The organism is Arthrobacter sp. NPDC056691 (assembly GCF_042791415.1).
Classification (GTDB): domain Bacteria; phylum Actinomycetota; class Actinomycetes; order Actinomycetales; family Micrococcaceae; genus Arthrobacter.
Map to the genome: position 1 here is coordinate 23,292 of NZ_JBHTXX010000001.1, position 26,210 is coordinate 49,501.

Below are 26,210 nucleotides of genomic sequence, written 5' to 3' on the forward strand. Positions count from 1 at the left end.
GCCGGAAACCGGCAACGGTTTCCGGCCACTTTCGCGACGACGCCGGGGCAAGGCTCAGCCGACGCGCTCAGACAGCTCCGGGTAGCTCTGGGCGTAGATCTCCTTGACGATCCGGAGCGACTTCGCTGCTTCCGCCGGACTGATCCAGAACGGCGCCGGGTCATCCAGCGTGGCGTAGAAGTCCTTGATAAGCAGCTCATGGGAGACACCCCAATACGAGCGCCCCCCGGTTTCGAGCACCCGCTCAGGGATAACCTCCACCGAGCCGTCGGCGTAGCTGACCGTGAGGTCGCCGCGCAGGCTGAGCGTGGCTGCCTCCGTGATGATGTCCAGCGTGACCGGGGCGTTGACGGCGTTGGCCAGCGTTGCGTAGAAGACGCTTCGGGCACCGCTCTCATGCTCTGCGGCGAATTCGGCCGTGTCCTCCACCTCGATCACGCCGCCCAGCGAGCGCGTTGCTGCCCGTCCTTCCACCTTGGCCACATCGCCCACCAGCCACTGCAGCAGGTCAACAGTGTGGATGGCCTGGTTCATCATCAGGCCGCCGCCGCCTTCAGCCCAGGTGCCGCGCCACGGGCGGTCGCGGTAGTAGTCGCCGGAGCGGTGCCACATCACGGTGGCCGAGGCGCCGAGCACCTGGCCCAGCCGGCCGTCGTCGAGCATCCTTCGCATGGCTTGCGACGTCGCGTTGTAGCGGTTCTGGAAGCAGACCGCGATCTTCGCCGGGCTGCGTTCGGCCGCCTCGATCAGCCGCCGGCCCGCCTCCTGCGTATGCGCAAGCGGCTTCTCGACGATCACGTTGATACCGCGCTCAAGGCAGTCTGCCGCTATCGACGCGTGGAGGTGGTGCGGTGTACAGACATGTACGACGTCGGGCCTCACCTTCTCGAGCAGGTCCAGGTGGTTCGCGTACCCCGGTACGCCATGGGCGGCTACCGCCGCCTCCAACCGGCCGGGGTCGGCGTCGCAGACGGCCACCAGCCGGGCGTCGTCCATGGACGCAAGCGCGCCGAAATGGACGCTCGATACGTCACCGCAGCCGATGACTGCTGCCGTGGTGCTCAAGAGAGTTTTATTCCGTTCTTTGCGGCGAGGCCGGCAAAGGCGCGGGCCGCGATGCCGAAGGCCACCGGCCCGGAGAATCCGCCCAGCTCGTGGGCGCTGGCCAGGTGCGGCTCCAGCGAGGCAAAGCCGGCAAAGCCGTCGGCTTTGAGTGCGGCGATGGTGGCGTCCAGTTCCCCGTCGCCTTCGCCGGCGGGGACCACTTCACCGGTGGCGGCCATGGCGTCCTTGACCTGGAAGTACTCGAGGTAGGGACGCAGCATGGCGTAGCCCTCGGTGTAGGGCTTGACGCCCACCTGGACGAAGTTGGCGTTGTCCCACGCAATGCGCAGGGCCGGCGAGTCGACGGTCTCCATGATGTCCAGGACCCGCTCCGGGGTATCGCCGTAAATGCCCTTTTCATTTTCGTGGAGCAGGACGATGCCCGCGGCCGCGGCCTCCCCCGCCAGGGCCGCCATGCGTTCCATCACGGCAGCGCGGATATCTTCCTGGCTCTGCCCCTCCGCACGGTAAAAGGAGAAGATGCGCACATACCTGGCGTCCAGGCCCTTGGCTACCGAAATGATCTGGCGGAGCCGGGCGACCTCATGCTCCACGGGCAGGCTGGCGTCCACCTTGCCGATGGGGCTGGCGACGGCGGATACCTTGAGGCCCTTCTCATCCAAAATGGCCTTGAGCCGCTCCACGGCGCCCTGGTCCAGCTCTGACACGTTGGTACCCCACGCACTGCGGACTTCGATGTGGCTGGCGCCGAGGGCCAGCAGCACCGCGGCCTGAATGGCGGGATCGGGGTCTACTTCGTCGCCGAAACCGGACAGGCTCCACACAGCATTGGGTTGAGTCACGAAATCTCCTTGGTAGTCCCGGCGCATTTCCTGCCGCAGGGCGCGGTGATGCAGTTCACAGAAATGTCTTGCCCACGAGTCTAGCGAGTATGGCATCTTTTGACAACCGATTGCCATAGGATGGCAAATATGCCATTCTTGTTTCAAGCTGTGGCAGCGGTCACAGTCGGAGATCCGACGTTCAGAGAGGAACGCCCATGGCGACGCAACCAGTGGCAGCAGACCGGCCTGCCACGATCCATGACATCGCCGCTTTGTGCGGCGTCGCCGCGTCAACAGTGTCACGGGCCCTGACCAATCCGGACCGCGTCAACGTCCGCACCCGGCAGCGGATCCAGGCCGCCGCCGTCGAACTCAACTACACGCCGAACTCGCAGGCCAAGGCACTCAGCTCCGGCCGCACCGGTGCCGTGGGCGTCATGGTCCCTGACATCACCAACCCCTTCTACTTCGACCTCATCCGCGGCACGCAGCTGCAGCTGAAGGCGGCCGGCTACACACAGCTGCTCGTGGACACCGAGGAGTCGGACGAGGTCGAGGCCAGCACCCTGGAGCAGTTGCGCAAAAGCGCCGACGGCGTGGTGGTGACGGCTTCCCGCCTCAGCGACGACGCACTCCTTGCCGCAGCCGCGAAGATTCCCCTGGTCACCATCAACCGCGACGTTCCGGGGGTTCCCGCCGTCATCATCGACACGCCTGCCGCCACCCTGCAGGCTTTGGACCACCTCATCTCGCTGGGCCACCGCAGGGTCGCTTACATCGCCGGACCTACAACCTCGCAGTCCAGCACCCGGCGGTGGGCCACGCTGTCCGAAGCTGCTGAGGAGCGCGGCGTGGAGGTGCGCAGGCTCGGGCCTTTCGCACCCAAGACGCAGTCCGGCGCCGCAGCCGCGGATGCCGCTGTGCACAGCGGCGTGACTGCGTGCATCGTCTTCAACGACCTCATCGCCATCGGCATGCTTCAGCGCCTGCGCGAACGCGGCCTCAGCGTGCCGCAGGATATGAGCATTGTGGGCTGCGACGACATCTTCGGCGCCGACTTCTGCAACCCGCCGCTGTCCACCATGGCCTCCCCTATCGAGCAGGCCGGCCGCGTCGCGGTATCCATGCTGCTCGCCCAGCTGAACCCGCTCGCCGGCGGCGGCACGCGCAGCCGCTCCGTCATGCCAACGCATCTGACGGTCCGTGGCTCCACCGGCCCGGCACCGGCATAGCCGCCGGCCGGGCAGCCGGCCGTGGCTCCGCCGCCCCGTGGCTCCGCCGCCCCGGCGCCCCGGCGCTCAGGCGCCGCGGCGCTCCGGCGCTCCGGCGGAAACAGTTGAGCCTCGCGGATCGCGCTGACTAGGCTGAGTCTCATGCGCACACTCCAAGCCAAGATCATCGAAGAAATGGGCGTCCAGCCCCAGATCGATCCCGCAGAGGAGGTGCGCAAACGCGTCACTTTCCTGAAGGAATACCTCAAGGCCACCGGCACCAGGGGCTTTGTCCTGGGCATCTCCGGCGGCCTCGATTCGTCGCTCGCCGGGCGACTCGCGCAGCTGGCGGTCGAGGAACTGCGGGCCGAGGGCACGGACGCGCAGTTCGTGGCGGTCCGCCTCCCCTACGGCGTCCAGCACGACGAGGAGGACGCCCAGGCTGCCCTGGACTTCATCAAGGCCTCCAAGGAATGGACCTTCAACATTTCCGCGGCCGTGGACGGCTTCGAGGACGAGTTCGAAAAGACTGTCGGCAACGGGATCTCCGACTTCCACAAGGGCAACACCAAGGCCCGCACGCGCATGATCGCCCAGTACGCCCTGGCCGGTGAGCACAACTACCTGGTGATCGGCACCGACCACGGCGCTGAATCCGTTACCGGGTTCTTCACCAAGTTCGGCGACGGCGGGGCCGACATCCTGCCGCTGTTCGGCCTCAACAAGCGGCAGAACCGGGCCCTGCTGGAGCACCTCGGTGCCCCCGAGCGGGTGTGGAAGAAGGTCCCCACCGCCGACCTCCTGGACGACCGGCCCGGCCGCACCGACGAGGACGAACTGGGCCTGAGCTACGACCAGATCGACGATTACCTCGAGGGCCGCGACGTCGGCGACAGCGCAGCAGAGCTGATCGAGCAGAAATACCTGCGGACCCGGCACAAGCGCACCGTTCCGGTCAGCATCTTCGACACCTGGTGGAAGCACGAGGGCCCGGAAGAGGCCAGGGCAGGACTCTGACGCGGGTATCCGCGGGCGGCCGGGGCTAGGGCAGCAGCAGGATCTTTCCCCGGCCGTGGCCGACGCGGCTGATTGCCAGCGCGTCGGCGGCCTCGATCAGCGGCATCCGGTGCGCGATAGTGAAGGTGATCTGCCCATCGGCGGCGAGCGTCCCCACTTCCGCTACCCGGCCCTCGAGCTGGTGGACGGCCGCCAGCCCGGCCGCGGATGACCGCTCGCCCGGAACGGTGGTCACCGCCCGGCCGGCCCCCTGGAGCAGTTCGGCTGTTGCCGCCAAGGAATCCTCGCTCCCCACAGTGTCCAGGACGGCGGTGACCGTGCCTGCTGCATCGGCCAGGGAGCGCACCCTGTCCGCAAGCCCGGGGCCGTACGTCACGGGTTCTGCGCCCAGCTCGCTGAGGTACTCCTGGTTGGCCTCCGACGCCGTGCCGATCACCCGTGCGCCGAAGGCCTGCGCGATCTGGACCGCCGCCGAGCCAACCCCGCCGGCGGCGCCATGGATCAGTACCGTGTCCCCGGCGCCCACCGTGAGCTGCTTCAGGGCCGAGTACGCAGTGCCCCCCGCCACCGGGATGCATGCCGCCTGCTCGAAGTCCACGCCTGCCGGCAACGGGGTCAGCTGGTCGGCCGGCACCACGGCTTCCGTCCGGTAGCCGCCCAGACGTCCGTTCCAGATGACCTCGTCACCCACCACAAAGCCCTCAAAGGCGGGCCCGACGGCGGTGACGACGCCGGCCGCCTCGCTGCCGGGCACGGCCGGAAAGGCCAGGGGAACCCACTTTTTCAGGTACCCGGCCACGAGCTTCCAGTCCACGGGGTTGACGCTGACCGCCCGGAACTCCACCCGCACCAGGCCGTCACCCGGCTCGGCCAGATTCTCCGGACCCACCTTCAGGACCTGCGGATCGCCGTATTCCTCAAAGTAGACCCGCGTGCTCATGGCTCTGGCTCCTTCGATGCTGTCCAGGCTTCTCCAAGGGGAAGGACTCTTCTGCAAGGGTAGGCACGCCCGGCAGGCATCACAACAGTTTTTAGTTCTGCCGCCTGCGCTGGCCGCCGGCACCGAGCCGTACAGTGAGCCGATGGGCCTCCTCCAGCAGGAGCCGCCCCAGCAGTTCGCGCCGGTCCTCTCGGAAACGTGGTTCGATTCCGGTCAGGGACAGAGCCCACGACGGCCGGCCGGCCTGGTCGAAGACCGCCGCGCCCATCCCCCAGCTGCCTTCCAGCACCAGGCCCGGGTTCACCGAGTAGCCCAGCCGGCGGCTCTGGTGCAGGTTGTTCCGGACCACGTCTTTCGGGTGCCCGTTGGCGTACTTGCCGGCGTGGGCAACCCAGTCCCCCAGGATCTGCTCCTGCTCTTCCTCAGGCAGGAACGCCATGATCGCCGTTCCGGCCGATGCCACGCCCAGCGGAAACCGGACACCCTCGTGAAGCACGAAGGAGCGGACGGGAAAGCTGCCCTCTTCGCGCAGCAGGCACACGGTCTCGCCGCCCCGCCGGATCGAGAAGAAGGCACTCTCGCCCGTTTCCTCGGCGAGCCGGCGAAGACTCGGCCTCGCCAGGTCCTCCAGTGGGAAACGCGCCGCGGCCACCGAGCCCATCAGCAGGGCCTCGGGGCCGAGCACCCAGTTCCCGCTCAGGGGGTCGTGGTCCAGGAGCCCCTCGGCCGCGAGCGATGTCAGGAGGCGGTGCACAGTAGGACGGGTCAGCCCCGAGTCCCGCACCAGCTCCACGAGCGGGCTCCCCTCCGGCTTGCGTCCGACGATGCGCAGGAGGCCCGCGATACGGCTCACGACCTGTGCGCCCTGGACCGGTGACTGATTCACAATTACTCCTCATTTATCCATATTGTGGACACTTATCAGCCTATCGTCCACAGTGTAAAAGCCCGTTCAGTACCCGACAAACAGTCCTTGACACTGCCACAAGAGGCCGCTTACGCTCCACAGTCAGAATCAGCGTCCATAAAGTGGACTGCGGCACAGCTCAACGAGGAGATGCGATGTCCAAACTGAAATCCAGTGCCGCCGAGGCCCTGCACGATGTCCTCCGGGACGGAATCACCCTGGCTGTGGGCGGGTTCGGCCTGAGCGGGATTCCGGCCGACCTCATCGAGGCCGTCCGCGATTCCGGCGTCCGGGATTTGACCGTGGTGTCGAACAACATGGGAGTGGACGGCAAGGGCCTGGGCATCCTGATCGAGGCCGGCCAGGTCCGCAAGGTGATCGCGTCGTACGTCGGCGAAAACAAGCTGTTCGCCGAGCAGTACCTCGCCGGCGTCCTCGAGGTGGAGTTCACCCCGCAGGGCACCCTGGCTGAGCGGCTGCGCGCCGGCGGCGCCGGCATCCCGGCCTTTTACACCAAAACCGGGGTGGGCACCCTGGTGGCCGAAGGCAAGCCGCATGAGGTGTTCGACGGCGAAACGTACGTCCGGGAACGCGCCATCCGGGCCGACGTCGCACTGGTGCACGCCCACACCGCCGACACGGACGGCAACCTGCTCTACCGCCATACCGCCCGGAATTTCAACCCGGTGGTGGCCACCGCGGGCACCGTCACCGTTGCAGAAGCGGAGCTCATCGTCGAACCGGGTGCGCTGGACCCGAACCACATCGTCACGCCGGGCGTCTACGTGCAGCACCTGGTCCGGGCAAGCAACAGGGTCAAGGACATCGAACAGCGCACGGTCCGCTCCCGCACTGAAGCTGCAGTGCCTGCCTGAGCCCGCACCTGCAGCCTGAGCAAGCACCTGCAGCCCCCCTCCCCAGCGCCCCACCCGGCGCGAACGAACACTTAAGCCCCGTTTTTGACCTGACCTTTTTGACCCAAGGAGACCCCGTGGCCTGGACCCGGAACGAAATGGCTGCCATCGCGGCCGAAGAACTGAACGACGGCGACTACGTCAACCTTGGCATCGGCATCCCGACGCTGGTGGCCAACAACCTGCCCGACGGCGTCCGCGTCGTGCTGCAGAGCGAGAACGGGCTGCTCGGCATGGGCCCCTTTCCCTACGAGGGCGAGGAAGACGCCGACCTCATCAACGCCGGCAAGCAGACCGTCACCATCCTGCCCGGCGGCAGCATCTTCGACTCCGCCACGTCCTTCGGCATGATCCGCGGCGGGCACGTGAAAGTCGCGATCCTCGGCGCCATGCAGGTCTCCGGCACCGGCGACCTCGCCAACTGGACCATCCCCGGCAAGATGGTCAAGGGCATGGGCGGCGCCATGGACCTCGTCGCCGGCACACCGCGCGTCGTTGTCCTCACCGAACACAACGCCAAGGACGGCTCAGCGAAGATCGTTCCCCACTGCACCCTGCCCCTGACCGGCATGAGCGTCGTGGACCGGATCATCAGCGACCTCGCCGTCTTCGACCTCCCAAGGAAGAACGACGGCGGTCGGCAGCTCATGCTCACCCGCCTCGCCCCCGGCATCACGGTAGATGAGATCCGGGAGACGACGGACGCCGACTTCTCCGTGGCCGCGGGGCTGCTAGCCGAACCGGCCCAGCTTTGACAGGCTGCGCCGCCACGGAGACGTGACCGGCGGCTGCCTGCGGCCCAAACCTGGGCCAGTCCGGGTCAGCCCCGTCCGCGGATCAGCCGGGCGATCTCAGCAAACCCGAGCCGCTCGGCGTTCTGCAAGGCCGTCCTGCCCTGCGGGTCGCGGATGTCGGGGTCGGCGCCGGCATCGAGCAGCTGCCGGACCACGTCCTGCTGCCTCGGCCCTCCGTTGTTCAGAAGAATGGCTTCCTGCATCGCGGTCCAGCCGAGCTTGTTCACATGGTTGACGGGGACTCCGGCAGCAATGAGGATGCGCACGGTCTCCACATGCCCGTGCTCGCTGGCCGGGATCAGGGCAGTGCCGCCGAAACGGTTGGTGCTCCTGACGTCCGCACCGTTGGCGAGGGTCAGCCGCAGAATCTCGTTGAAGCCCTCGGCACCGGCGTACAGGAAGGCCGAATCCTGGATGGCGTCCTTGGCGTTCACGTCGCCGCCGCCGCGGATCAGCTGCGCCACGAGTGCCGAGTCATTGGCCTTCGCGGCCAGGACCAGCCGCTGGTCCAGCTTCCGCTGCTCCGTCGGGGACAGGGAGGGACGCGTTGCGGCGGGAGCGGACGACGGCGGCCGCATGGTGCCGCTAGCTCCGAAGCCGTCCCCCGCCGTCGGGCTTTCCGTCGCCGAGGCGCCCTGGCTAGAACTGACCTGGCCAGAACTGGCCGGGCCGGAACTGGCCGGGGCCGGGCCGCCCGCCGACGGGGTGCCGGAAGCGCACCCCGCCAGCAGGGACGCCACCAGCACCATCAGCCCCGCGAGCGGAAGAGCGGCAGCCTGCCGGCCGCCGTCGCGCTGTTCCCTGTGCACGCCGTCGGGACCGCACCCGACCACAGCCGGCACCCTACTTGGCGGCGATCACGGCGGCGCCGGCCTCGGCGCAGGCTTCATCCAGCTTGCCGTCGGGGGCACCGCCCACGCCGATGCCCGCCACGGAAACGCCGTTCACTTTCAGCGGGACGCCGCCCGGGAGGAAGAGGGTGCCGGGAAGGTCAGCGATGCTCGGGCCGTTGCCGGTAATGCGCTTGGCAAGTTCGCTGGTGGGGCTTCCGAACGCCGCGGCGGTGTACGCCTTCTGCTTGGCGGATTCGATGGTGTGCTCAGCGGCGTTGTCGCCGCGAAGGAGTGCCTGCACGGTGCCGAACCGGTCCACCAGGGCAACCGTGACGAACGGCAGCTTGTCGGCCTGGCACTTGGCGAGCGCGGCGCCCACCGCCTTCGCCGAGGCGCCCACGGTGATCCGGTTCTGGGCGACGACGTTGTCCGTACCCGGCTGGACATCAGCGGCGGGCACGGCTGCCTGGGCTGCCGCCGGCTGCACCGCGGCTGACGCGGGCTGCACGGAAGCCGCCGCGGGGGAAGACCCTGACCCGGCATTGGCGACGGCGGTGGCACCGGCGGTGATGACGAGCGCTCCGGCTGCCGCGGCGGCAAAAATCTTCTGGGACTTCTTCACGGTGGTTCTCCTTCGGTGGGCGGCGAGCGGCCGGTGTTGTTGTCGGGTCCGGGATGCGGTGACTGCGGGCGCAGCCAAACGGCTACCTTTCCATGGTGGACCTGCGCCGGCGGGGGCGCATCAGGCCATCAGTTGGGGCTGGCTGGTCCTTCTGGCTGGCGGTATCAGCCAAAAGGCTGAGAGACCAGCAAGGGCACGGGCAATAGCATGGTTCGTAGCACGCCATCCACCGGAACCGGACCCGCCATGTCTTCAGCCCCCACCGCCGCACCGGAACTTCCTCCCGCACGCACCGGCCCGGTTCCCGCCAGCCGGCTGGGACGGATCGACGCCGCGGTCCACCTGGGCTTCGCCGTGCTCATGGTCGCCTCGGTGGTGCGCTATGTGATGCGGCACAGCGCCCAGGACAACCTGCTGGTGCTTGCGCTGGCGGCTGCCGCCTGCGCCCTCTACACGGTCATCGCCGTCCTCGCCCAGCGAGGGCGTCCCTGGGCCTTGTGGATGTTCATCCTCGTGGCCGTCTGGGCCGTGCTGGTGGTTTCCGCGCCCAGTTTCGCCTGGTGCTCGTTTGCCCTGTTCTTCCTGTGCCGTATCTCCTTCACCGGGGCGGTCGCCTACGCGGCGGCGGGGGCGACGGCGGCAGCCACCGCCGCCGGACTGTTCCGGCTCAGCGACGGCAGCGATCTGGCCATGCTTCTGGGACCGCTGGCCGTGGGTGTCCTGCTGACCCTGATCTACGACCGCATTGAGCACGACGCCGCCGAGCAGCGGCGCCTGCACCACGAAGTGTCGCTCGCCCAGGGTCAGCTGGCCGCCAGCGAGCGCCGCGCCGGCACCATCGCGGAGCGCGAGCGTGTCTCCCGGGAGATCCACGACACCGTGACCCAGGGCCTCGCCAGCAGCCTGCTCCTGCTCGAGGCCGCAAACCGTGCCTGGCCGGAGCCGGCGTCCCGGCAGGATCTTCGGCACGCCAGCGAACTACTGCGCCGGAACCTCTCCGACACGCGCAGCCTGGTTCACGAGCTGGCCTCGCCCGGCCTCGACGCCTCGCCGCTGCCGGACGCCCTGCTGCAGGCCGCCTCGCAGTACGTGCCGGACGCCAGGCTGCTGGTCACCGGCGAACCGCGGGCAGTTGCCGCCGAGGTCCGCCATGCACTCCTCAGGGTGGTGCAAAGCGCCGCCGCGAACGTCAAACTTCATGCCTCTGCCAGCACCACCACCATCACCCTGGGCTTCCTGCCGGAGGCGGTCACGCTGGACATTTACGACGACGGCACGGGCTTTGATCCGGCGGCGGTAGCACCGCCGTCGGACGCCGGAGGATACGGCCTGCGGGCGATGCGGCAGCGGGTGGAGCAGCTGGGCGGCGCCTTCTCGGTGGAAAGCGCCCCGGGCGAGGGAACTGTTGTGGCGGCGCAGCTGCCAGCAAAGCATCTGCCAGTGAAGGGGGAAGGATGAGCGCCATCACCGTGCTCCTCGTGGATGACCACCTCGTGGTCCGCAGCGGGCTGAAGGCCCTGCTGGGTACGCAGCCGGACATCGAGGTGGTTGCCGAGGCGACCTCCGGCGAGGAAGCCCTGGCTGCCGTGGAGGGACACTCCCCCGACGTGGTGGTGATGGACCTGGCGATGGGCCCGGGCATGGACGGGATCGAGGCCATCAGGAAGCTCCGCGAGCGCAACCGCAGACAGGCCGTGCTGGTGTTCACCACCTACGATTCCGACGCCGACATTGTCCGTGCCGTGGATGCCGGGGCGATGGGCTACCTCCTGAAGGACGCCGCACCGGAGGAGATCTTCGCTGCCGTCCGCGGCGCCGTCCAGGGCAAAAGCGTCATGAGCCCGCCGGTGGCCTCCCGGCTGTTCCAGCAGCTGCGCAATCCTGACGAGGTCCTGACCCCGCGGGAGGCCGAGTTGCTGAGTCTCCTCACCGAGGGGCTCAGCAACAGGGAGCTGGGGCAGCGGCTGTTCATCTCCGAGGCCACCGTCAAGACCCACCTCGCCCACATCTACGCCAAGCTGGGCGTGGAGACCCGGGCCGCGGCCATTGCCACCGCCATCCGCCGCGAGGGGATGCGCTAACAGCAGCCGGGGCGATTCCAGAGCGAAACAGGGTCAGGACGGCGGCGGCCGTCCCCGGGACTAGACTCGATCCCGTCCAGCCCCGCCCTTTCGAGAGGAGCAGCCATGCGCGCCACCATCATCCACGGACCCGGAGACATCAGGGTGGAGGACCGCGACTACCCGGCCGTCCAGCTCCCCACGGACGCCGTGGTCCGCGTGACGGCCGCCTGCGTCTGCGGCTCGGACCTGTGGCCGTACCGTGGCGTGAAGCCGGTCCGCCATGCCTCCGCCATCGGCCACGAATTCGTCGGCGTCGTGGAAAGCACAGGCTCTTCCGTTTCTTCGCTTCAGGCGGGCGACTTTGTCATCGCCCCCTTCGTGGTCAGCTGCGGACAGTGCCCGCAGTGCCTCAACGGCGTCACCGTCGCCTGCGACCACCTCGCCGGCTGGGGCGGAAAGGACGACGCGGGATTCGCCGTCGACGGCGGCCAGGGCCAGGCTGTGCGCGTCCCGCTCGCTGAATCGACGCTCGTCAAGGTGCCGGATGTCGGCGAGCCGGACGCAAAGCTGCGCAACAGCCTGCTGACCCTCTCGGACGTCATGGCCACCGGGCACCACGCCGCCGTCAGCGCCCAGGTGGGCCCCGGCCGGACCGTTGTGGTGGTGGGCGACGGCGCGGTGGGGCTCTGCGGCGTCCTGGCGGCCAAGCGGCTCGGCGCCGAGCGCATCATCGCGATGTCCCGCCACGCCGACCGGCAGGCCATCGCGCGAGAATTCGGTGCAACGGACATTGTGGAGGAGCGCGGGGACGACGGCGTCGCCAAGGTCCGCGAATTGCTCGGCGGAGTGCTGGCCGACTCGGTGCTTGAGTGCGTGGGAACCAAGGAGTCCATGGAGCAGGCACTGCATTCCGTCCGTCCCGGCGGCGCCCTGGGCTTCGTCGGGGTCCCCACAGGCGGAGCGGAGATCCCGCTGCGCTACCTGTTCGACAAGAACATCACCGTGTCCGGCGGAATGGCTCCTGCCCGCACGTACATTCCCGAGCTGCTCAAGGACGTGCTCTCCGGCGCCATCAATCCGGGGCGGGTGTTCGACGTCGAGATGCCGCTCGAGGAGGCACCGGAAGCCTATCGCGCGATGGACGAGCGCCGGGCCATCAAGGTGCTCCTGACGCCGTAGAACGGTTGCGCAGGCCCGGCACGGGGGCTACCGTGATCCGCATCAGACACCACCGCCGTTGAGGAGCCGTCATGGCCGGGTTTGTGCAGATCATCGAATTCCAGACCTCACGCATCGAAGAGGTCGAAGCCCTCGGCCGCCCGTCGAGAACCGAGGGAACCAGCGCGCCGACGTTCCGCCGCATCAGCGCCACCGCTGACCGGGACCGGCCCGGCACGTACTTCACCATCGTGGAGTTCGACTCCTACGAGTCGGCGATGGAGAATTCCAACCGGCCTGAAACGTCCGACTTCGCCGCGAAGATGGCGGCGCTGTGTGACGGTCCGCCGGTTTTCCGCAATCTCGACGTGATGTGGGAGGACACCGGACAGGAGCCGGAGACCACACCCTAGGGCAGGAAACGGCGCCTCCAAGTGACGTTTGGGGACAAAATCTCCCGTTACAGGTGGGACTCCTGATGACGGCAGGTATTGCACGCCCGGCGGATGGCCCATAGGTTGGAGACAGCGGACAACAGTTTCCGTCTCTGCCTGCTGTCGGAGCAGGTCCAGAAAAGGGTTACAAAGGAAGTAGCAATGGCAACAGGCACAGTTAAATGGTTCAACGCCGAAAAGGGCTTCGGCTTCATCGCTCCGGATGACGGATCGGCAGATGTATTCGCCCACTACTCGGCAATTGCCTCCAGCGGCTACCGCTCCCTGGATGAAAACCAGAAGGTCGAATTCGAAGTGACCCAGGGCCCCAAGGGTCCGCAGGCAGAGAACATTCGCCCGCTGTAACGGCTTTCCAAAGACTCCCCTGTCCGTGCCCCTGCACGCACAGGGGAGTTTTTGGTTTCCTGGCAGGACATTTCTGCACCACTTTCACCGGCTGCGGGGACCGTTCCACGCGCTGCGCCACGCCGTTTCGCGCCCGGAACCAGGCCCGGCCCGGGCAAAGTGGTGCAGAATTGCCGCGATTTCAGGATTTGGTCTCCGCCTGCCCGGTAGAGTGCCGCCATGGATGAAAAAGCGACCCTGCACCATTACCTGCGGACACGGCGCGCGCAGCTGCTCGCCAAGCTCGACGGCCTGGGTGAATATGACGTCCGCCGGCCGATGACGCCCACCGGCACCAACCTCCTGGGCCTGGTCAAGCATGTGGCCAGCGTGGAATTGGGCTATTTCGGCGAGGTGTTCGGACGGCCCAGTGACCGGGAGCTGCCCTGGTTCGCCGACGGGGCCGAGCCGGACGCGGACATGTGGGCCACACCGGAGCAGACCCGGGCCGAAATCGTGGAGCTGCACCACTTCTCAGCGGCGCACACCGATGCCACCATCGAAGAGCTGGCCCTGGACGCTCCCGGAGTTGTGACCTGGTGGCGTGAGGAACGCAGGCATGTGACGCTGCACCAGATGCTGGTACACATGTGCGCCGAGACGGCCCAGCACCTGGGCCACGCAGACATCATCCGCGAGCTTATTGACGGCTCGGCCGGGCAGGGGCCCAACGACCCCAACCTTCCACAGCGGGGCTCCGTGGAGCAGGCCGCCTATGTGGGGCAGCTGGAGGCCGCGGCGCGGAAAGCGTCCGCGCTGGCCGAGTGAGGCCCTGATGCGCCAGGCCGCGCTAGACGAAGGCCGATTTCCCCGTGACTGCGCGGGCCACGATCAGTGAGTTGATCTCGTAGCTGCCTTCGTAGGTGTAGAGGATCTCGGCGTCGCCGAAGAGTTTTCCCATCTCGAAGTCGCTGCTGATGCCGTTGCCGCCCAGCAGGGACCGGCCCATGGCCACGGACGCGCGGGCCAGCCGGGTGGTGGTGGCCTTGGCCATCGCCGCCTGGGCCATTTCCAGCCTGCCCTCCTCCTGGATCCGGGCCAGCTGCGACATCAGGGCCAGCGAGGCAGACGCATTGCCGAGGATTTCGGCGAGCTGCTGCTGGATGAGCTGGAAACGTGCCAGCTCCTTGCCGAACTGGCGGCGCTGCAGCGAATAGGAACGGGCAACGTCAAAGGCCGCCAGCTGAATCCCCGCAGCCTGCCAGCCCACCCAGGCCCGGGAATCCCGCAGCAGCTCGTTGGCCTTGGTGAAATCCGTGGCGCCGGGCAGCATGTTGGTTTCCGGGATGCGGACGCCGTCCAGCGCGATGTCTGCGTTCTGCATGATCCGCAGCCCGATCTTGTTGCTGATCTTGGTCGCCGTGTAGCCGGGCCGGTCCGTTTCGACGATGAAGCCCTTGATCTGCTGATCGGCCGTGTCCCGTGCCCACACGAGTGCGAAGTCGGCGATCGTGCCGGCACCGATCCACCGTTTGGCACCGTCGATGACCCATTCGCCGCCCTCGAGCCGGGCCGTGGTGGCCAGCCCGCCTGCAATGTCCGAGCCGTGCTCCGGCTCGGTCAGCGCGAAGGCCCCCAGCTGCGTGAAGGCGGTCAGGCCAGGCAGCCACCGCTGCTTCTGTTCCTCCGACCCCAGGGCGTCAATCATGCCGACGATCAGTTCGTTGTGAATGCCCACCAGCGCGGACAGGGACACGTCGGCCCGGGCGACCTCAACGTACATGAGGCCCTTGAAGAGCGTGGATGTCCCGTCCGTCTGCAGCCCCCCAAGCCCGTACTTTCCCAGCTCCGCGAGCAGCCCGAACGGGAACTCCTCCCGGTTCCAGTATTCGATGGACTGGGCCCGGACCCTTGACTGCAGGAAGTCCCGGATCTCGAGATAGCGGGAACGCTCGGCAGGCGGAAGCAGGTCCGCAACATACATAAGATCCGCATCGGCAAACGGTGGCGCCGCGTTCCCCGGTTCCCCCGCTGTAACCTCTGTGGGCTGTCCGTTGTCACGTCGTTGTGGCTGCACGGGCATAGATCCCTTCGCTCTTCCAAACCCTTGGATGTCCTAGTATATTGCACAGTGATGTGGATCACTAGGACGTGAATCCCCAGGCGAAAGGTGCCCAATGACAGTCACCGACGACTTCCGTGCCGCACGCGACCAGCTGCTCGCCCTGCGCCAGGACTACCGGCAGGCGAGAACCAGCTTCGAATGGCCGCGGCCAGCAGAGTTTAACTTCGCACTCGACTGGTTCGACGCCATCGCGGCCGGTCCTGCCACCGGCCAGAACCCCGCGCTGGTGATCGTGGAACAGGACGGTTCGGCCACCCGCCGCAGCTTCGCCGAACTGTCGGCGCGGTCCGGCCAGGTGGCCAACTGGCTCCGCAGCCAGGGCGTCAAGCGCGGCGACCGCATGATCATCATGCTGGGCAACCAGGTGGAACTGTGGGAACTCGTGCTGGCAGGCATCAAGCTGGGCATCGTGCTGATTCCCACCACCACCCTCATGGGACCCGCGGACCTGAAGGACCGGGTGGAGCGCGGCGAAGCGGGCTGGGCCGCCGTCGGCAGTGCCAACCTCGGCAAATTTGCCGAGGTGCCCGGCAGCTACCGGCTCATCGAAATCCCCGACGCCGGCCGGACTGCAGGTGCCGCCGGCGCCACCAATACTGCGGAGGCCCTGCACTATGCAGACTCCACCGCCGCCCCCAGCGACTTCACGCCGGATGCCCCCACCTTGGCGGACGAAACCCTGCTCCTCTACTTCACCTCGGGCACCACCTCCAAGGCCAAGCTCGTGGAACACACCCACACCTCCTATCCGGTGGGCCATCTGTCCACGATGTACTGGATCGGACTGGAGCCGGGCGACGTGCACCTGAACGTGGCTTCCCCCGGCTGGGCGAAACACGCCTGGTCCAACCTGTTCGCCCCGTGGATTGCCGAGGCCTGCGTGTTCGTCTACAACTACGAGCGCTTCGACGCCAAGGCCCTCATGGAGCAGATGGACCGGGAGAAGGTCACCAGCTTCTGTGCCCCGCCCACCGTCTGGCGGATGCTCATCCAGGCCGACCTCAGCCTCCTCGAGAATCCGCCCACCAAGGTTGTGTCCGCCGGCGAGCCGCTCAACGCGGAGGTCATCGGCCAGGTCCAGCGGGCCTGGGGCCAGACCATCCGCGACGGCTTCGGCCAGACCGAGACCACCGTGCAGGTGGCCAATACCCCCGGCCAGCCGGTCAAGATCGGCGCCATGGGCCAGCCCCTGCCGGGGTACGACGTGGTCCTCGTCGATCCGGCGACGGGAGAAGAAGCGGACGACGGCGAGCTGTGCCTGCGCCTGGACCCCCGTCCCGCCGGGCTCATGAAGTCGTACTACGGCGACCCGGAAAAGACGGCTGAAGCCTTCCGCGGCGGCTACTATCACACTGGCGACATGGCCAGCAGGGACGAGCACGGCGTCATCACCTACGTGGGCCGTGACGACGACGTCTTCAAGTCCTCCGACTACCGGCTGTCCCCGTTCGAGCTGGAGAGCGTGCTCATCGAACACCCGGCGGTAGCGGAGGCCGCCGTCGTCCCTTCCCCGGATCCGCTGAAGCTGTCCGTGCCCAAGGCATTTGTGGTGCTGGCGGCCGGCCACGAACCGGGACCCGAGCTCGCCGAGGAGATCCTGCGCTACTGCCGGGACCACCTGGCGCCTTTCAAGCGCATCCGCCGGCTGGAGTTCGCCGAGCTGCCAAAGACCATCTCGGGCAAGATTCGCCGGGTCGAGCTGCGGCACAGCGAGGAAATGCGGCACAGCGAGGAGCTCCGCCACGCGGACGGCACCCAGCACGGCGCGGCCAGCAGTCCTCTCGGCCTGGGCACGGAATACTCGGAAACGGATTTCCCGGGCCTGAAAAGCCAGGGCTGAGCCGTGTGCCCTCCGCTGCCCCGCGACCCTATTGCCGATGCACAGCGCAACTGGGAGAGCCATGGCTGGGGTGACGTCGCCGCCCCGATGGCCGCCATCACTGCCATCATGCGCACCCAGCAGATCCTGCTGGCCCGCATCGAGGGGGCGCTGAAGCCGTTCGGACTGACCTTCGCCCGCTACGAGTTGCTGGCGCTGCTCAGCTTCGCCAGGAGCGGCGCCCTGCCCATGAACAAGGCGAGCGCCCTGCTCCAGGTCCATCCCACCTCGGTGACCAACGCCGTCGACCGCCTCCAGACCGCGGGGCTGGTGGTGCGCTCACCGCATCCCACCGACGGGCGCACCACCCTGATCGAGCTCACGGCCGAGGGCCGCACGCTGGCAAAACGGGCGACGGCGGTGCTCAACGCCGAGGTTTTCGCCCGGTCCGGCTTCGGCCAGGAGGACCTCAGCCAGCTCATCCGGATCCTGGGCGACTTCCGCCGCGGCGCCGGTGACTTCACGGACTGACCCGCTCCACCGAGTGACCGGCGGCGCTGCGTGACCGGCGGCGCTGCAGCTATCCGCTGGGTACGCCGTCCTTGTCCGCAGGGAAGTCCGCACCGATGTCCGCAGTGCCTGCCGACGGCCGCCGGAGCTCCTGGACGAACGTGTCCAGCAAAGCCGCCTGCTGGGGGCTGTTGGCGAGCTGCACGAGGTCGGCAGCAGTGCTGGCCACCTTGATGTTGGTGTCCTGGCTGTACTTGGCCAGCAGGTCGAAAGCGGCCTCCGAGCCAATCCGCAGGATCCCCATGAGGATGCCCTTGGCCTGTTCTATGGTGCTCCGCGTGCCAAGGGCACCTTCAACGGCCTCACGCGCCGCCCGCTCCGTCTCCCAGTGCAGCGTGCTGGTCAGGTCAACAATGAATCCTTCAACAGCGACGAGCCTGCCGTCCCCAAAGAGCGCCTCGCCGGCGGTGAGGACACGGTGTTCCCGCACGCGCGCGTCAATGATGCGGTGGTAGCTGCAGAAGAACCCGCCCGCCCCGCAGGCCGCCATGAAAATGTCGTGGCAGCGGTCCCTGTCGTCCGGGTGCTTGTGGGCGTAGAGAAGCTCCATGGTGGGCACAATCTCGCCGCGTCGGTACCCGTGGAGCGTGTACAGCTCATCGGACCACTCGAGCCGCCCGGAAATGGCGTCATAGTGGAACGTGCCGGCAACACAATCTGCCGGCCCAAGGACGCTCGAGTACGCCCGCACGGTTTTCGGAAGGCTCATCGCGGCGCCCCTGCCGCCCTACCCGGCCATCCCCTGGCACTGGAGGGGCATGCGCCTGGACAGGGGACGGACGGCAGTGTGGGAGCGGGCACCGAAGGGTCGCTCCGCCGGTGCCGCGGGCAACTCCTTCACGTGCCCCATTCCCGCATATTCACGTACGGCGGCAATGCCCTCAACAGCAGCGGCCTTGCTGGGGAAAGGGCGGGACACGGCCATCACGGTGCCGTCCGGGGCGGTGAGCTGGAACCTGAATGAAGCCTCTGCGTCGATGAAGAGTTCGAACGTGCCAGCCATTTAGCCCTCCTGGATACGGGAACACGAGGCGTCCGGGACACCGTCGTCGCCGGAAGCAGCTGAGGTTTCTCTCCTTACCGCTCCCGCGGGTGAGCAGGGGCAGCAATTGAGGAATTTATGAAATTGTGAACCAGTTGCGGGCTCTTGGCAAGGCCTGTCCGCGGCGACTGCCCTGCCTTCGCGGCCCCGCTGAACGGGCTCGCAGGCAAAAGTTCACCGCGTTTCTCGGAGACAGACCGTTCTGTCTCTATACTTAGGTCTGTACGCCTTGGGGAACCAATTTGGCAGGCCGGGCAATACGTGACAAGCAAGACCTGTCTAGGAACAGTGAAGGGATCCATAATGGGTGATATGCCCGACGGCGTGATCCACACCGAGGTCAAGGCGGACCTGTTCAAGTCCATGGGCCACCCTGCACGCATCATGGTCCTGGAGATGCTGGTCAGCGGTCCGGTGGCGGTGAGCAACCTGCGGGACTGCACCGGCCTTGAAGCCTCGAACCTCTCCCAGCACCTCGGCATCCTGCGGCGCCAGCGGCTGATCGTTCCATCCCGGAAGGATGGCCGCCTGTTCTACGAACTAACGTCCCCCGAAGTACGTGAAGTCCTCGAAGCGGCCCGCGGCCTGCTGGGCACCATCCTCGACGGCGGCCTGAGGCAGCAGAACGGCGTACCTGACGACGCCCCAGGCTCAGCGCCAGCTACCGCCCTTACGCCCGCGGCACAGGCCGCAGGCTAGTCCGGGCTCGGCTTTCCGGCGGGATCCCCGGCGTTCAGGCGGGATCGGCTTTCCGGCGGGATCCTCGGCTTTCAGGCGGGATCGGTGACGGCGGCCGGCGCGGCGTGCCCGAAAAGCCAGGCTGCAACATCGCTCCTCAGCACCACGTGCGGGCTGCCTGTTCCACTGACGCTTCCGGCGGGAACATAGTAGCCGCGGCCGCCGCCCGGACCGCCGGCAGCCCGGTCCAGCGCCTCAACGATCCTGCGGCTCAAGTGCCCCTGCGGGCCTGTGGCGTGGATTTCTTCAAGCTCGGCCGCGGTGAGCCGTCCCAGTACAGCAGCGATGTCGGCCACGATCGTTCCCCTTTTCGGACGCTTGCCTGAATAAACACTTTTGCCTGAAGTGCAAGGTTAGGGCATCGCGATTAACTGCGGGTGAAATCCCGGCGCCATTTCAGGATTCCGTTGTGGAGTTTTTGTCCACGTATCACGAGTTAAAGTGCCTTTAGAGGCCGATATCTGGACAAAAAACTCCGGAGGCGGCGGGTGGAATGGACTCGGGGGGTCAGTACAGGAAGATGTCGATCCACGCCCTGTTGTGCGCGTGGAGCAGCACCAGGAACAGCACGAAGTCGAAGAGCAGGTGCACGCTCACGATGTACGACAGCGACTTGGTGGCGGTGAAGATGCGGGCCTGCAGCAGGGCGAAGGGGTAGATGAAGAACGGCGCCCAGGCCTTGAATCCCAGTTCCCACAGGAAGGACGTGAACAGGACCGCCTGCAGCAGATTGGCCTGCCAGTCAGGCAGATGGCGGCGCAGCAGTGCGAAGCAGGTGCAGACGAAGAAGAGCTCATCCCAGATACCCAGGGCATTGGTGCCGACAAAGAGCCGCGCGATGCCCTCTGGATCGTGCACGGCGGGCCAGTTCATGTAGACCCCGGTCCTGATCATGTAAACGGGCAGCAGTGCATAGCCGATCACCACGACGGCGGGCAGGTACCATTTCTCCGCACGTGTCCATTTCTGCCCGGTCCGGACCGGAAACACCACCGCGTGCTCTTTGGTGACGAACCGTGAGACGGCGTAGGGGATCCCCACGGCCGCGATCATGGCCGACCCCATCACGAGCATGTGGGACGTGCTGACGTCGGTGGTGATGGGCACTGCACTGATGATGGCCACCCCGGCGGCAATCAGGGCGAGATCGCGGAACAGCAGGCGGTCCACCAGTGACGCGACCACGAGCGCCGCGGCGAGCAGCGCGTAGCCTGGCAGGCTCTGGTCCAGCGCGAACAGGACAAAGCCGGCCATCGAGACCATGGCTGCCGGGACAACGCGCAGGGAAGTCCCCTTCACGGTGCGTTCCCCGGTCAGCCCGGAGCTCACCGGTGCCTGAACTCCGGCTGGCGCTTCTCAGCGAAAGCAGCCATGCCTTCCTTCTGGTCCTCCGAGGCGAAGAGCGAATGGAACAGTCGCCGTTCGAACAGCACACCCTGCGCCAGTCCCGTCTCGAAGGCAGCGTTGACCGCTTCCTTGGCCAGCATGGCGGCCGGCTTCGACTTGGACGCGATGACCTCCGCGGCCTTCAGCGCCTCCTCCACGGTATCCGCGGCGGGCACCACGCGTGCCACCAGGCCGGAGCGCTCTGCCTCGTCCGCGCCGATGAACCGGCCGGTGAGGATCATGTCCATCGCCTTGGCCTTGCCCACGGCGCGGGTGAGCCGCTGGGATCCGCCCATGCCCGGCACAACGCCGAGGTTGATCTCGGGCTGGCCGAATTTGGCGTTGTCGCCGGCGATGATGAAGTCGCACATCATGGCCAGCTCGCAGCCGCCGCCGAGCGCGAATCCGGACACCGCGGCGATCAGCGGGATGCGCAGCCGGGTGAGGTCCTCCCACCCGCGGAACCAGTCGGCGTCGTACATCTCCAGGTATCCCTTGTCCGCCATCTCCTTGATGTCGGCGCCCGCGGCGAAGGCCTTTACCGAGCCGGTAATCACCACGGCGCCAACGCCGGGGTCCGTGTCCATGGCCGAAACCGCGGCCACGAGTTCCTCCAGGGTGGTCCTGTCCAGGGCGTTCAGTGCCTCGGGCCTGTTCAGGGTGACGAGGCCGACGCGCCCGCGGCGCTCCACCAGAATGTTCCCGTAGTCGTCGTGCGTCATCCATGCCCCTCACGTGGTTGGTGCGTCCTGAAACGTTGGTGCGTCCTGAAACTAAGCCTACTGTCCTGACTTGTCCCGGATGTCGGTGATGATGCCGGAGAAATCCCGGCCGGCCCCGCCTTCCGCGGCAAAGGCGTCGTAGATTTCGGAGGCCAGCGGGCCCATCCGCGCGGCGACGCCGGTGGACTGCAGGGCGTTCAGTGCCAGCCGAAGGTCCTTGGCCATCATGGCTCCGGCGAACCCCGGCTGGTAGTCCCGGTTGGCCGGGCTTGTGGGCACCGGGCCCGGGACGGGACAGTTGGTGGTGAGGGCCCAGCACTGTCCGGACGCCGCGGACGCAACGTCGAAGAGGACCTGGTGCGTCAGCCCCAGCTTCTCCCCGAGCACGAACGCCTCGCTGACGGCGATCATCGAGACGCCCAGGATGAGGTTGTTGCAGACCTTTGCCGCCTGGCCGGCGCCATGCTCTCCGCACAGCACCGCGCGTTTGCCCATGACGTCGAACAGGGGCCGCACGGTCTCGAAGTCCTCCGGCAGTGCGCCCACCATGAACGTCAGCGTGCCGGCCTCCGCCCCGACCACGCCGCCGGAAACCGGCGCGTCCACGGAGCGGTGCCCGGCGTCGAGTGCCAGCCTGGCGGCCTCCCGCGCCTCGTCCACGTTGATGGTTGAGCAGTCCAGGAACATGGTGTTCGGTGCCGCGGCGGCCAGCAGTCCCGGCTCCCCGTCCACGCCCCTGTATGCGTCCAGCACGTGCTGCCCGCTCGGGAACATCGTGAGCACGATGTCCGCTCCGGGGATGGTTTCCGCGGCACTCGCGGCCGTGGGGATGCCGTGCCCGCGCGCAGCGTCCAGCGCCGCGGGCACCACGTCGAAGCCGATGACCCCGTAGCCTGCCTCGACCAGGTTGACCGCCATGGGACCGCCCATGTGGCCCAATCCGAGGAAGGCAATTCGCGGTTTGGCTTCCTCAGGTTGGGTTGCTTCTTCAGGCATGGTCCGACTCCTTTTCCCACAGAACCAGTTCCCGGTCCCCCAGCGGCGCAAAGTACCGCCCAACGTCGTCCGCGTGCACTTCCTGCAGCGTGGCCGGCTGCCACCGGGGGTTGCGGTCCTTGTCCACCACCTGCGCCCGGATCCCCTCCCGGAAGTCCGGTCCGGCGAGGCAATGCAGCCCCACCCGGTATTCCTCGGCCAGCACTTGGTTCAGCGTCAGCCCGCGCGACCTTCGCAGTGACGCCAGAGTCACCTTGACGGAGGTGGGCGACTTCGTCTCGATGGTGTCGGCGGCCGCCGCAGCCTCCCCGCCCGCGGCGCGCAGCCGCCGGATGATTTCCTCGGCGTCGTCCGTTGCGTAGCAGGCGTCGATCCAGTCCCGCTGCGCTGCCAGCGCCGAGGAGGGCGGCTTTTCGGCAAAGCGTACGACGGCGGCTTCCGCGCTTTCGTTTTCCAGTGCCGCCGCGAGGGCGGCGAGGCTGCCGGACGGGACAAAGTGGTCGGCGAGCCCCAGGAACAGCGCATCCGCCCCGGTCAGGTGGGCGCCGGTAAGGGCGGCATGGGTGCCCGTCTCCCCCGGTGAGCGTGAGAGCAGGAGGGTGCCGCCGACGTCGGGCACAAACCCGATGGTGGTCTCCGGCATCCCGGTCCGGGTCCGTTCGGTGACGATGCGCAGGGAGCCATGCGCGGAAATGCCCACGCCGCCGCCCAGCACCAGGCCGTCCATGAACGCCACGTAGGGCTTGGGGAACCGCTCGATCAGTGAATTCAGCCGGTATTCGTCCGCCCAGAAGCCGGCGGTTTCGTCCCCGCCGGCAAGGATGTCGCGGTAGATGGCCACGATGTCCCCGCCTGCGCACAGGCCGCGGTCGCCGGCGCCCTGGACCAGCACCGTGGCCACGCTGTCATCGTCCGCCCAGGCGGTGAGCTGTTCCAGAACGGCGGTGACCATGCCGGCCGTGAGCGCGTTGACTGCCTTGGGCCGGTTGAGCGTGACCACCCCCAGCTTGCCCCGCTGTTCGAACAGCACCTCGTGTTCAGGTAGTTCTTCAGTAAGCGCCGGGTTTGCCGGCGTCCCGTTCGGGGCAGGTTCAGTCATCAGCTTCCTTCCGGCATGATGAAGCTGGCACCCTGCCGGATGCCGGAGGGCCAGCGTGAGGTCACGGTCTTGGTCTTGGTGTAGAAACGGAAGGCATCGGCGCCGTGCTGGTTGAGGTCGCCGAAGCCGGACGCCTTCCAGCCGCCGAAGGTGTAGTAGGCGATGGGCACCGGAATGGGGACATTAATGCCCACCATCCCCACCTGCACCCGGCTGGCGAAGTCCCGGGCCGCGTCCCCGTCGCGGGTGAAGATGGCCACCCCATTGCCGAACTCGTTCTCGCTGCAGAGCCGCAGGGCCTCGTCGTAGTCGGCCGCGCGGAGGACGCTGAGCACGGGGCCGAAGATCTCCTCGCGGTAGATCTTCATGTCCTTGGTGACGTTGTCGAACAGCGTGGGGCCAATCCAGAAGCCGCCGTCGTAGCCGTCCACGGCCAGGCCGCGGCCATCAACCAGGAGCGAGGCGCCCTCCTCCTCGCCGGATTTGATGTAACCCTCGATCCGCTCCTTGGCGGCGGGCGTCACCACCGGCCCGAAGTCGGAGTCCTTGGCCGTGCTGTGCCCCACTTTCAGGGACTTGATCCGCTCCTGCAGCCTCGCCACAAGGTTGTTCGCGGTCTCCTCCCCCACAGGGACGGCCACGGAAACTGCCATGCAGCGTTCGCCGGCCGACCCGTAGCCGGCCCCGATCAGGGCATCGGCGGCCATGTCCAGGTCCGCGTCCGGCATGATGACCATGTGGTTCTTGGCGCCCCCGAAGCACTGGGCCCGTTTTCCGTGCGCCGCCGCCGTGGCGTAGATGTATTGGGCGATCGGGGTGGAACCCACGAAGCCGATCGCCTGCACGCGCCTGTCCTCGAGCAGCGCATCCACAGCTTCCTTGTCGCCGTTGACCACGTTGAACACGCCGTCCGGCACCCCGGCTTGGGAGTAGAGCTCGGCCAGCCGCAGCGGCACGGACGGATCGCGCTCGGACGGCTTGAGGATGAACGCGTTGCCCGCCGCGAGCGCCGGGCCGGACTTCCACAGCGGGATCATGGCGGGGAAGTTGAACGGCGTAATGCCTGCAACAACGCCCAGCGGCTGGCGCATGGAGTGCACGTCGATGCCCGAACCGGCGTCGTCGGAGAACTCGCCCTTGAGCAGGTGCGGCGCTCCGGCTGCGAACTCCACCACCTCGATGCCGCGCTGGATGTCGCCCCTGGCGTCGGCGAGGGTCTTCCCGTGTTCCGAGGACAGGAGGGCGGCGAGCTCGTCCATGTTGTCGTTGACGAGGTCCACGAACCTCAGCAGGATGCGGCCGCGGCGCTGGGCGTTCATGGCGCCCCACTCCGGCTGGGCCTTTTCGGCGTTTTCGACGGCGTTGCGGACTTCTTCCGCGGACGCCAGCGGCACCTTGGCCTGGACTTCTCCGGTGCAGGGATCAAAAACATCGCCGTACCGGCCGGACGTGCCGTCGACCCGCCGGCCGCCAATGTAGTGGGAAAGTTCGCGAACCATGGATGCTCCTTTGCATGACCCCGGTCATCTCTGGTGCTGAATCTACTCGGACTTCCTACTAAATTCCAGAGCCCCCCAGGCGGGGCCGGCACACGGGGTGAGCTGCCGCCGTCGTGGGGCACTTTGACGCGCAAACCGTGCTTCCGGACGCCAAATCCCGGCGTGTCCCGCGTCAAAGTGCCCCGTTTCGGACGCGGTCCGGACGCGGTCCGGACGGCACCGCGCCGCCACCGGGCGGGAGTCCCAACCGCGTCCAAGTTCGGTAAGTTAGGACTGTGAAGATAGCTACCTGGAATGTGAACTCGCTGCGTGCCCGTGCCGACCGTGTTGAGGCGTGGCTGCAGCGCTCCGATTGTGACGTCCTGGCCATCCAGGAAACCAAATGCAAGGACGACAACTTTCCGTGGGAGCTCTTCGAGCGCATGGGCTACGAGGTGGCGCACTTCGGCGTCAACCAGTGGAACGGTGTGGCCATCGCCTCGCGCGTGGGCCTGGACGACGTCGAACGCGGGTTCACCGACCAGCCCCACTTCGGCAAGGAAGGCAAGGATCCCGTCCAGGAAGCCCGCGCCATGGCTGCAACCTGCGGCGGCGTCCGCGTCTGGAGCCTCTACGTCCCCAACGGCCGCTCCCTCGACGACGAGCACATGCCCTACAAGCTCAAGTGGCTTGATTCGCTGAAGAACCACGCCGCCGGCTGGATCTCCGGGGACCCGTCCGCGCAGGTCGCCCTGATGGGCGACTGGAACATCGCACCCACGGACGACGACGTCTGGGACATCGACCTGTTCCTCACCCAGGGCTACACCCATGTCAGCGAACCGGAACGCGCCGCGTTCCGCGCCTTCGAGTCCGTGGGCTACTCCGACGTGGTGCGCCCCCACACGCCGGGCCCGGGCGTCTACACGTACTGGGACTACACCCAGCTGCGCTTCCCCAAGAAGGAAGGCATGCGGATCGACTTCATCCTCGCCTCGCCGGCCCTCGCCTCGCGGGTTTCCGGCGCGTCGATCGACCGCGAGGAGCGCAAGGGCAAGGGCGCGTCCGACCACGCACCGGTGATTGTGGAACTGACCGACTGATGGAG

The 26,210-nt window shown here is 67.3% G+C and carries 29 protein-coding genes; 14 read left to right on the plus strand and 15 right to left on the minus strand.

Annotated elements, in window-relative coordinates; translation table 11 throughout:
• Positions 1-54 precede the first annotated feature (54 nt).
• Positions 55-1,065 carry a Gfo/Idh/MocA family protein gene (locus ACFRAU_RS00100; protein WP_377998275.1) on the minus strand — a complete coding sequence of 337 codons (1,011 nt, stop codon included), beginning with the start codon at positions 1,063-1,065 and terminating at the stop codon, positions 55-57.
• Complete coding sequence (locus ACFRAU_RS00105; protein WP_377998276.1) at positions 1,062-1,907, minus strand: sugar phosphate isomerase/epimerase family protein; 846 nt, start codon at positions 1,905-1,907, stop codon at positions 1,062-1,064. Before ACFRAU_RS00105 ends, ACFRAU_RS00100 begins: the two co-directional genes overlap by 4 nt.
• A 197-nt stretch (positions 1,908-2,104) precedes the next feature.
• On the opposite strand from ACFRAU_RS00105, the gene ACFRAU_RS00110 reads away from it, so the two are divergent.
• Entirely contained in the window at positions 2,105-3,121 is a 1,017-nt protein-coding gene (locus ACFRAU_RS00110; RefSeq protein WP_377998278.1) for a LacI family DNA-binding transcriptional regulator, read from the plus strand.
• A 141-nt stretch (positions 3,122-3,262) separates the two neighbouring features.
• The gene (gene nadE, locus ACFRAU_RS00115; protein WP_377998279.1) at positions 3,263-4,117 is read left to right on the plus strand and encodes an ammonia-dependent NAD(+) synthetase; all 855 of its coding nucleotides are present in this window, start codon (positions 3,263-3,265) and stop codon (positions 4,115-4,117) included.
• A 25-nt stretch (positions 4,118-4,142) separates the two neighbouring features.
• Here the strand turns inward: nadE and ACFRAU_RS00120 are convergent, their stop codons facing one another.
• Together ACFRAU_RS00120 and ACFRAU_RS00125 are read right to left on the minus strand one after the other, a co-directional pair.
• Complete coding sequence (locus ACFRAU_RS00120) at positions 4,143-5,057, minus strand: NADP-dependent oxidoreductase (protein ID WP_377998280.1); 915 nt, start codon at positions 5,055-5,057, stop codon at positions 4,143-4,145.
• A 91-nt stretch (positions 5,058-5,148) separates the two neighbouring features.
• The gene (locus tag ACFRAU_RS00125) at positions 5,149-5,943 is read right to left on the minus strand and encodes an IclR family transcriptional regulator (RefSeq protein ID WP_377998281.1); all 795 of its coding nucleotides are present in this window, start codon (positions 5,941-5,943) and stop codon (positions 5,149-5,151) included.
• Between the two features lie 176 nt (positions 5,944-6,119).
• On the opposite strand from ACFRAU_RS00125, the gene ACFRAU_RS00130 reads away from it, so the two are divergent.
• Together ACFRAU_RS00130 and ACFRAU_RS00135 are read left to right on the plus strand one after the other, a co-directional pair.
• Positions 6,120-6,839, plus strand: coding sequence for a CoA transferase subunit A (locus ACFRAU_RS00130; protein ID WP_377998282.1), 720 nt, complete (start codon positions 6,120-6,122; stop codon positions 6,837-6,839).
• Positions 6,840-6,955: 116 nt separating this feature from the next.
• The gene (locus tag ACFRAU_RS00135) at positions 6,956-7,633 is read left to right on the plus strand and encodes a 3-oxoacid CoA-transferase subunit B (protein WP_377998283.1); all 678 of its coding nucleotides are present in this window, start codon (positions 6,956-6,958) and stop codon (positions 7,631-7,633) included.
• Between the two features lie 65 nt (positions 7,634-7,698).
• Here the strand turns inward: ACFRAU_RS00135 and ACFRAU_RS00140 are convergent, their stop codons facing one another.
• Positions 7,699-8,421, minus strand: coding sequence for an ankyrin repeat domain-containing protein (locus ACFRAU_RS00140; RefSeq protein ID WP_377998568.1), 723 nt, complete (start codon positions 8,419-8,421; stop codon positions 7,699-7,701).
• Positions 8,422-8,515: 94 nt separating this feature from the next.
• Complete coding sequence (locus ACFRAU_RS00145; protein ID WP_377993823.1) at positions 8,516-9,127, minus strand: heme-binding protein; 612 nt, start codon at positions 9,125-9,127, stop codon at positions 8,516-8,518.
• A 246-nt stretch (positions 9,128-9,373) separates the two neighbouring features.
• Between ACFRAU_RS00145 and ACFRAU_RS00150 the strand changes: the two genes are divergently transcribed.
• The 6 genes from ACFRAU_RS00150 (at position 9,374) to ACFRAU_RS00175 (ending at position 13,955) form a co-directional block, all read left to right on the plus strand.
• Positions 9,374-10,585, plus strand: a complete 1,212-nt coding sequence (locus ACFRAU_RS00150) for a sensor histidine kinase (protein ID WP_377993824.1) — start codon at positions 9,374-9,376, stop codon at positions 10,583-10,585.
• The gene (locus ACFRAU_RS00155) at positions 10,582-11,208 is read left to right on the plus strand and encodes a response regulator (protein WP_377993825.1); all 627 of its coding nucleotides are present in this window, start codon (positions 10,582-10,584) and stop codon (positions 11,206-11,208) included. Before ACFRAU_RS00150 ends, ACFRAU_RS00155 begins: the two co-directional genes overlap by 4 nt.
• Positions 11,209-11,313: 105 nt before the next feature.
• The gene (locus ACFRAU_RS00160) at positions 11,314-12,369 is read left to right on the plus strand and encodes a zinc-dependent alcohol dehydrogenase family protein (protein WP_377993826.1); all 1,056 of its coding nucleotides are present in this window, start codon (positions 11,314-11,316) and stop codon (positions 12,367-12,369) included.
• A 71-nt stretch (positions 12,370-12,440) separates the two neighbouring features.
• Positions 12,441-12,761 (plus strand): putative quinol monooxygenase, encoded by a 321-nt coding sequence (locus tag ACFRAU_RS00165; protein WP_377993827.1) that lies wholly within the window; start codon positions 12,441-12,443, stop codon positions 12,759-12,761.
• Positions 12,762-12,944: 183 nt separating this feature from the next.
• Positions 12,945-13,148 (plus strand): cold-shock protein, encoded by a 204-nt coding sequence (locus tag ACFRAU_RS00170; protein WP_003799085.1) that lies wholly within the window; start codon positions 12,945-12,947, stop codon positions 13,146-13,148.
• Between the two features lie 219 nt (positions 13,149-13,367).
• Positions 13,368-13,955, plus strand: a complete 588-nt coding sequence (locus ACFRAU_RS00175) for a DinB family protein (protein ID WP_377998285.1) — start codon at positions 13,368-13,370, stop codon at positions 13,953-13,955.
• Between the two features lie 22 nt (positions 13,956-13,977).
• Here ACFRAU_RS00175 and ACFRAU_RS00180 read toward each other — a convergent pair whose 3' ends face one another.
• Positions 13,978-15,111 (minus strand): acyl-CoA dehydrogenase family protein, encoded by a 1,134-nt coding sequence (locus ACFRAU_RS00180; RefSeq protein ID WP_377993829.1) that lies wholly within the window; start codon positions 15,109-15,111, stop codon positions 13,978-13,980.
• A 193-nt stretch (positions 15,112-15,304) separates the two neighbouring features.
• Here ACFRAU_RS00180 and ACFRAU_RS00185 point away from each other — a divergent pair, with 193 nt between their 5' ends.
• Positions 15,305-17,092 carry an AMP-binding protein gene (locus ACFRAU_RS00185; protein WP_377998286.1) on the plus strand — a complete coding sequence of 596 codons (1,788 nt, stop codon included), beginning with the start codon at positions 15,305-15,307 and terminating at the stop codon, positions 17,090-17,092.
• A 3-nt stretch (positions 17,093-17,095) separates the two neighbouring features.
• Complete coding sequence (locus ACFRAU_RS00190) at positions 17,096-17,602, plus strand: MarR family winged helix-turn-helix transcriptional regulator (protein ID WP_377993831.1); 507 nt, start codon at positions 17,096-17,098, stop codon at positions 17,600-17,602.
• 49 nt (positions 17,603-17,651) lie between these two features.
• Here ACFRAU_RS00190 and ACFRAU_RS00195 read toward each other — a convergent pair whose 3' ends face one another.
• The gene (locus ACFRAU_RS00195) at positions 17,652-18,350 is read right to left on the minus strand and encodes a PAS and ANTAR domain-containing protein (protein WP_377998287.1); all 699 of its coding nucleotides are present in this window, start codon (positions 18,348-18,350) and stop codon (positions 17,652-17,654) included.
• A gap of 18 nt (positions 18,351-18,368) precedes the next feature.
• Positions 18,369-18,644: a YegP family protein gene (locus tag ACFRAU_RS00200; protein ID WP_377998289.1), complete on the minus strand. Its 276-nt coding sequence runs from the start codon at positions 18,642-18,644 to the stop codon at positions 18,369-18,371.
• 342 nt (positions 18,645-18,986) lie between these two features.
• Here ACFRAU_RS00200 and ACFRAU_RS00205 point away from each other — a divergent pair, with 342 nt between their 5' ends.
• Positions 18,987-19,382, plus strand: a complete 396-nt coding sequence (locus ACFRAU_RS00205; protein WP_377993834.1) for an ArsR/SmtB family transcription factor — start codon at positions 18,987-18,989, stop codon at positions 19,380-19,382.
• Between the two features lie 71 nt (positions 19,383-19,453).
• On the opposite strand, the gene ACFRAU_RS00210 is transcribed toward ACFRAU_RS00205, so the two are convergent.
• From ACFRAU_RS00210 to ACFRAU_RS00235, 6 genes are all read right to left on the minus strand, one after another.
• Positions 19,454-19,717 carry a hypothetical protein gene (locus ACFRAU_RS00210; protein WP_377993835.1) on the minus strand — a complete coding sequence of 88 codons (264 nt, stop codon included), beginning with the start codon at positions 19,715-19,717 and terminating at the stop codon, positions 19,454-19,456.
• 211 nt (positions 19,718-19,928) lie between these two features.
• Positions 19,929-20,675 carry a type II CAAX prenyl endopeptidase Rce1 family protein gene (locus ACFRAU_RS00215; protein ID WP_377998569.1) on the minus strand — a complete coding sequence of 249 codons (747 nt, stop codon included), beginning with the start codon at positions 20,673-20,675 and terminating at the stop codon, positions 19,929-19,931.
• Between the two features lie 71 nt (positions 20,676-20,746).
• On the minus strand, positions 20,747-21,529 hold the full coding sequence (locus ACFRAU_RS00220) for an enoyl-CoA hydratase (RefSeq protein ID WP_377998290.1): 783 nt from the start codon (positions 21,527-21,529) through the stop codon (positions 20,747-20,749).
• Positions 21,530-21,586: 57 nt separating this feature from the next.
• Positions 21,587-22,525 carry a 3-hydroxyisobutyrate dehydrogenase gene (gene mmsB, locus ACFRAU_RS00225; RefSeq protein WP_377998292.1) on the minus strand — a complete coding sequence of 313 codons (939 nt, stop codon included), beginning with the start codon at positions 22,523-22,525 and terminating at the stop codon, positions 21,587-21,589.
• On the minus strand, positions 22,518-23,624 hold the full coding sequence (locus ACFRAU_RS00230) for an enoyl-CoA hydratase/isomerase family protein (RefSeq protein ID WP_377998294.1): 1,107 nt from the start codon (positions 23,622-23,624) through the stop codon (positions 22,518-22,520). Before ACFRAU_RS00230 ends, mmsB begins: the two co-directional genes overlap by 8 nt.
• A complete protein-coding gene (locus ACFRAU_RS00235; protein ID WP_377998296.1) occupies positions 23,624-25,123 on the minus strand; it encodes a CoA-acylating methylmalonate-semialdehyde dehydrogenase in 1,500 nt (499 codons plus the stop codon). The genes ACFRAU_RS00230 and ACFRAU_RS00235 overlap by 1 nt, the downstream gene beginning before the upstream one ends.
• A gap of 275 nt (positions 25,124-25,398) precedes the next feature.
• Between ACFRAU_RS00235 and ACFRAU_RS00240 the strand changes: the two genes are divergently transcribed.
• Positions 25,399-26,205 (plus strand): exodeoxyribonuclease III, encoded by an 807-nt coding sequence (locus ACFRAU_RS00240; RefSeq protein ID WP_377993840.1) that lies wholly within the window; start codon positions 25,399-25,401, stop codon positions 26,203-26,205.
• The last annotated feature ends 5 nt before the right edge of the window (positions 26,206-26,210 follow it).

Bases quoted from the DNA above. Each gene is read 5' to 3' on its own strand.
- ACFRAU_RS00220 (WP_377998290.1), bottom strand. From the start codon at position 21,529: ATGACGCACGACGACTACGGGAACATTCTGGTGGAGCGCCGCGGGCGC.
- ACFRAU_RS00175 (WP_377998285.1), top strand. From the start codon at position 13,368: ATGGATGAAAAAGCGACCCTGCACCATTACCTGCGGACACGGCGCGCG.
- ACFRAU_RS00235 (WP_377998296.1), bottom strand. From the start codon at position 25,123: ATGGTTCGCGAACTTTCCCACTACATTGGCGGCCGGCGGGTCGACGGC.
- ACFRAU_RS00170 (WP_003799085.1), top strand. From the start codon at position 12,945: ATGGCAACAGGCACAGTTAAATGGTTCAACGCCGAAAAGGGCTTCGGC.
- ACFRAU_RS00165 (WP_377993827.1), top strand. From the start codon at position 12,441: ATGGCCGGGTTTGTGCAGATCATCGAATTCCAGACCTCACGCATCGAA.
- ACFRAU_RS00140 (WP_377998568.1), bottom strand. From the start codon at position 8,421: ATGGTGCTGGTGGCGTCCCTGCTGGCGGGGTGCGCTTCCGGCACCCCG.
- ACFRAU_RS00200 (WP_377998289.1), bottom strand. From the start codon at position 18,644: ATGGCTGGCACGTTCGAACTCTTCATCGACGCAGAGGCTTCATTCAGG.
- ACFRAU_RS00155 (WP_377993825.1), top strand. From the start codon at position 10,582: ATGAGCGCCATCACCGTGCTCCTCGTGGATGACCACCTCGTGGTCCGC.
- mmsB (WP_377998292.1), bottom strand. From the start codon at position 22,525: ATGCCTGAAGAAGCAACCCAACCTGAGGAAGCCAAACCGCGAATTGCC.
- ACFRAU_RS00195 (WP_377998287.1), bottom strand. From the start codon at position 18,350: ATGAGCCTTCCGAAAACCGTGCGGGCGTACTCGAGCGTCCTTGGGCCG.
- ACFRAU_RS00120 (WP_377998280.1), bottom strand. From the start codon at position 5,057: ATGAGCACGCGGGTCTACTTTGAGGAATACGGCGATCCGCAGGTCCTG.
- ACFRAU_RS00230 (WP_377998294.1), bottom strand. From the start codon at position 23,624: ATGACTGAACCTGCCCCGAACGGGACGCCGGCAAACCCGGCGCTTACT.
- ACFRAU_RS00185 (WP_377998286.1), top strand. From the start codon at position 15,305: ATGACAGTCACCGACGACTTCCGTGCCGCACGCGACCAGCTGCTCGCC.
- ACFRAU_RS00160 (WP_377993826.1), top strand. From the start codon at position 11,314: ATGCGCGCCACCATCATCCACGGACCCGGAGACATCAGGGTGGAGGAC.
- ACFRAU_RS00130 (WP_377998282.1), top strand. From the start codon at position 6,120: ATGTCCAAACTGAAATCCAGTGCCGCCGAGGCCCTGCACGATGTCCTC.
- ACFRAU_RS00215 (WP_377998569.1), bottom strand. From the start codon at position 20,675: ATGGCCGGCTTTGTCCTGTTCGCGCTGGACCAGAGCCTGCCAGGCTAC.
- ACFRAU_RS00150 (WP_377993824.1), top strand. From the start codon at position 9,374: ATGTCTTCAGCCCCCACCGCCGCACCGGAACTTCCTCCCGCACGCACC.
- ACFRAU_RS00205 (WP_377993834.1), top strand. From the start codon at position 18,987: ATGGGTGATATGCCCGACGGCGTGATCCACACCGAGGTCAAGGCGGAC.
- ACFRAU_RS00180 (WP_377993829.1), bottom strand. From the start codon at position 15,111: ATGTATGTTGCGGACCTGCTTCCGCCTGCCGAGCGTTCCCGCTATCTC.
- nadE (WP_377998279.1), top strand. From the start codon at position 3,263: ATGCGCACACTCCAAGCCAAGATCATCGAAGAAATGGGCGTCCAGCCC.
- ACFRAU_RS00110 (WP_377998278.1), top strand. From the start codon at position 2,105: ATGGCGACGCAACCAGTGGCAGCAGACCGGCCTGCCACGATCCATGAC.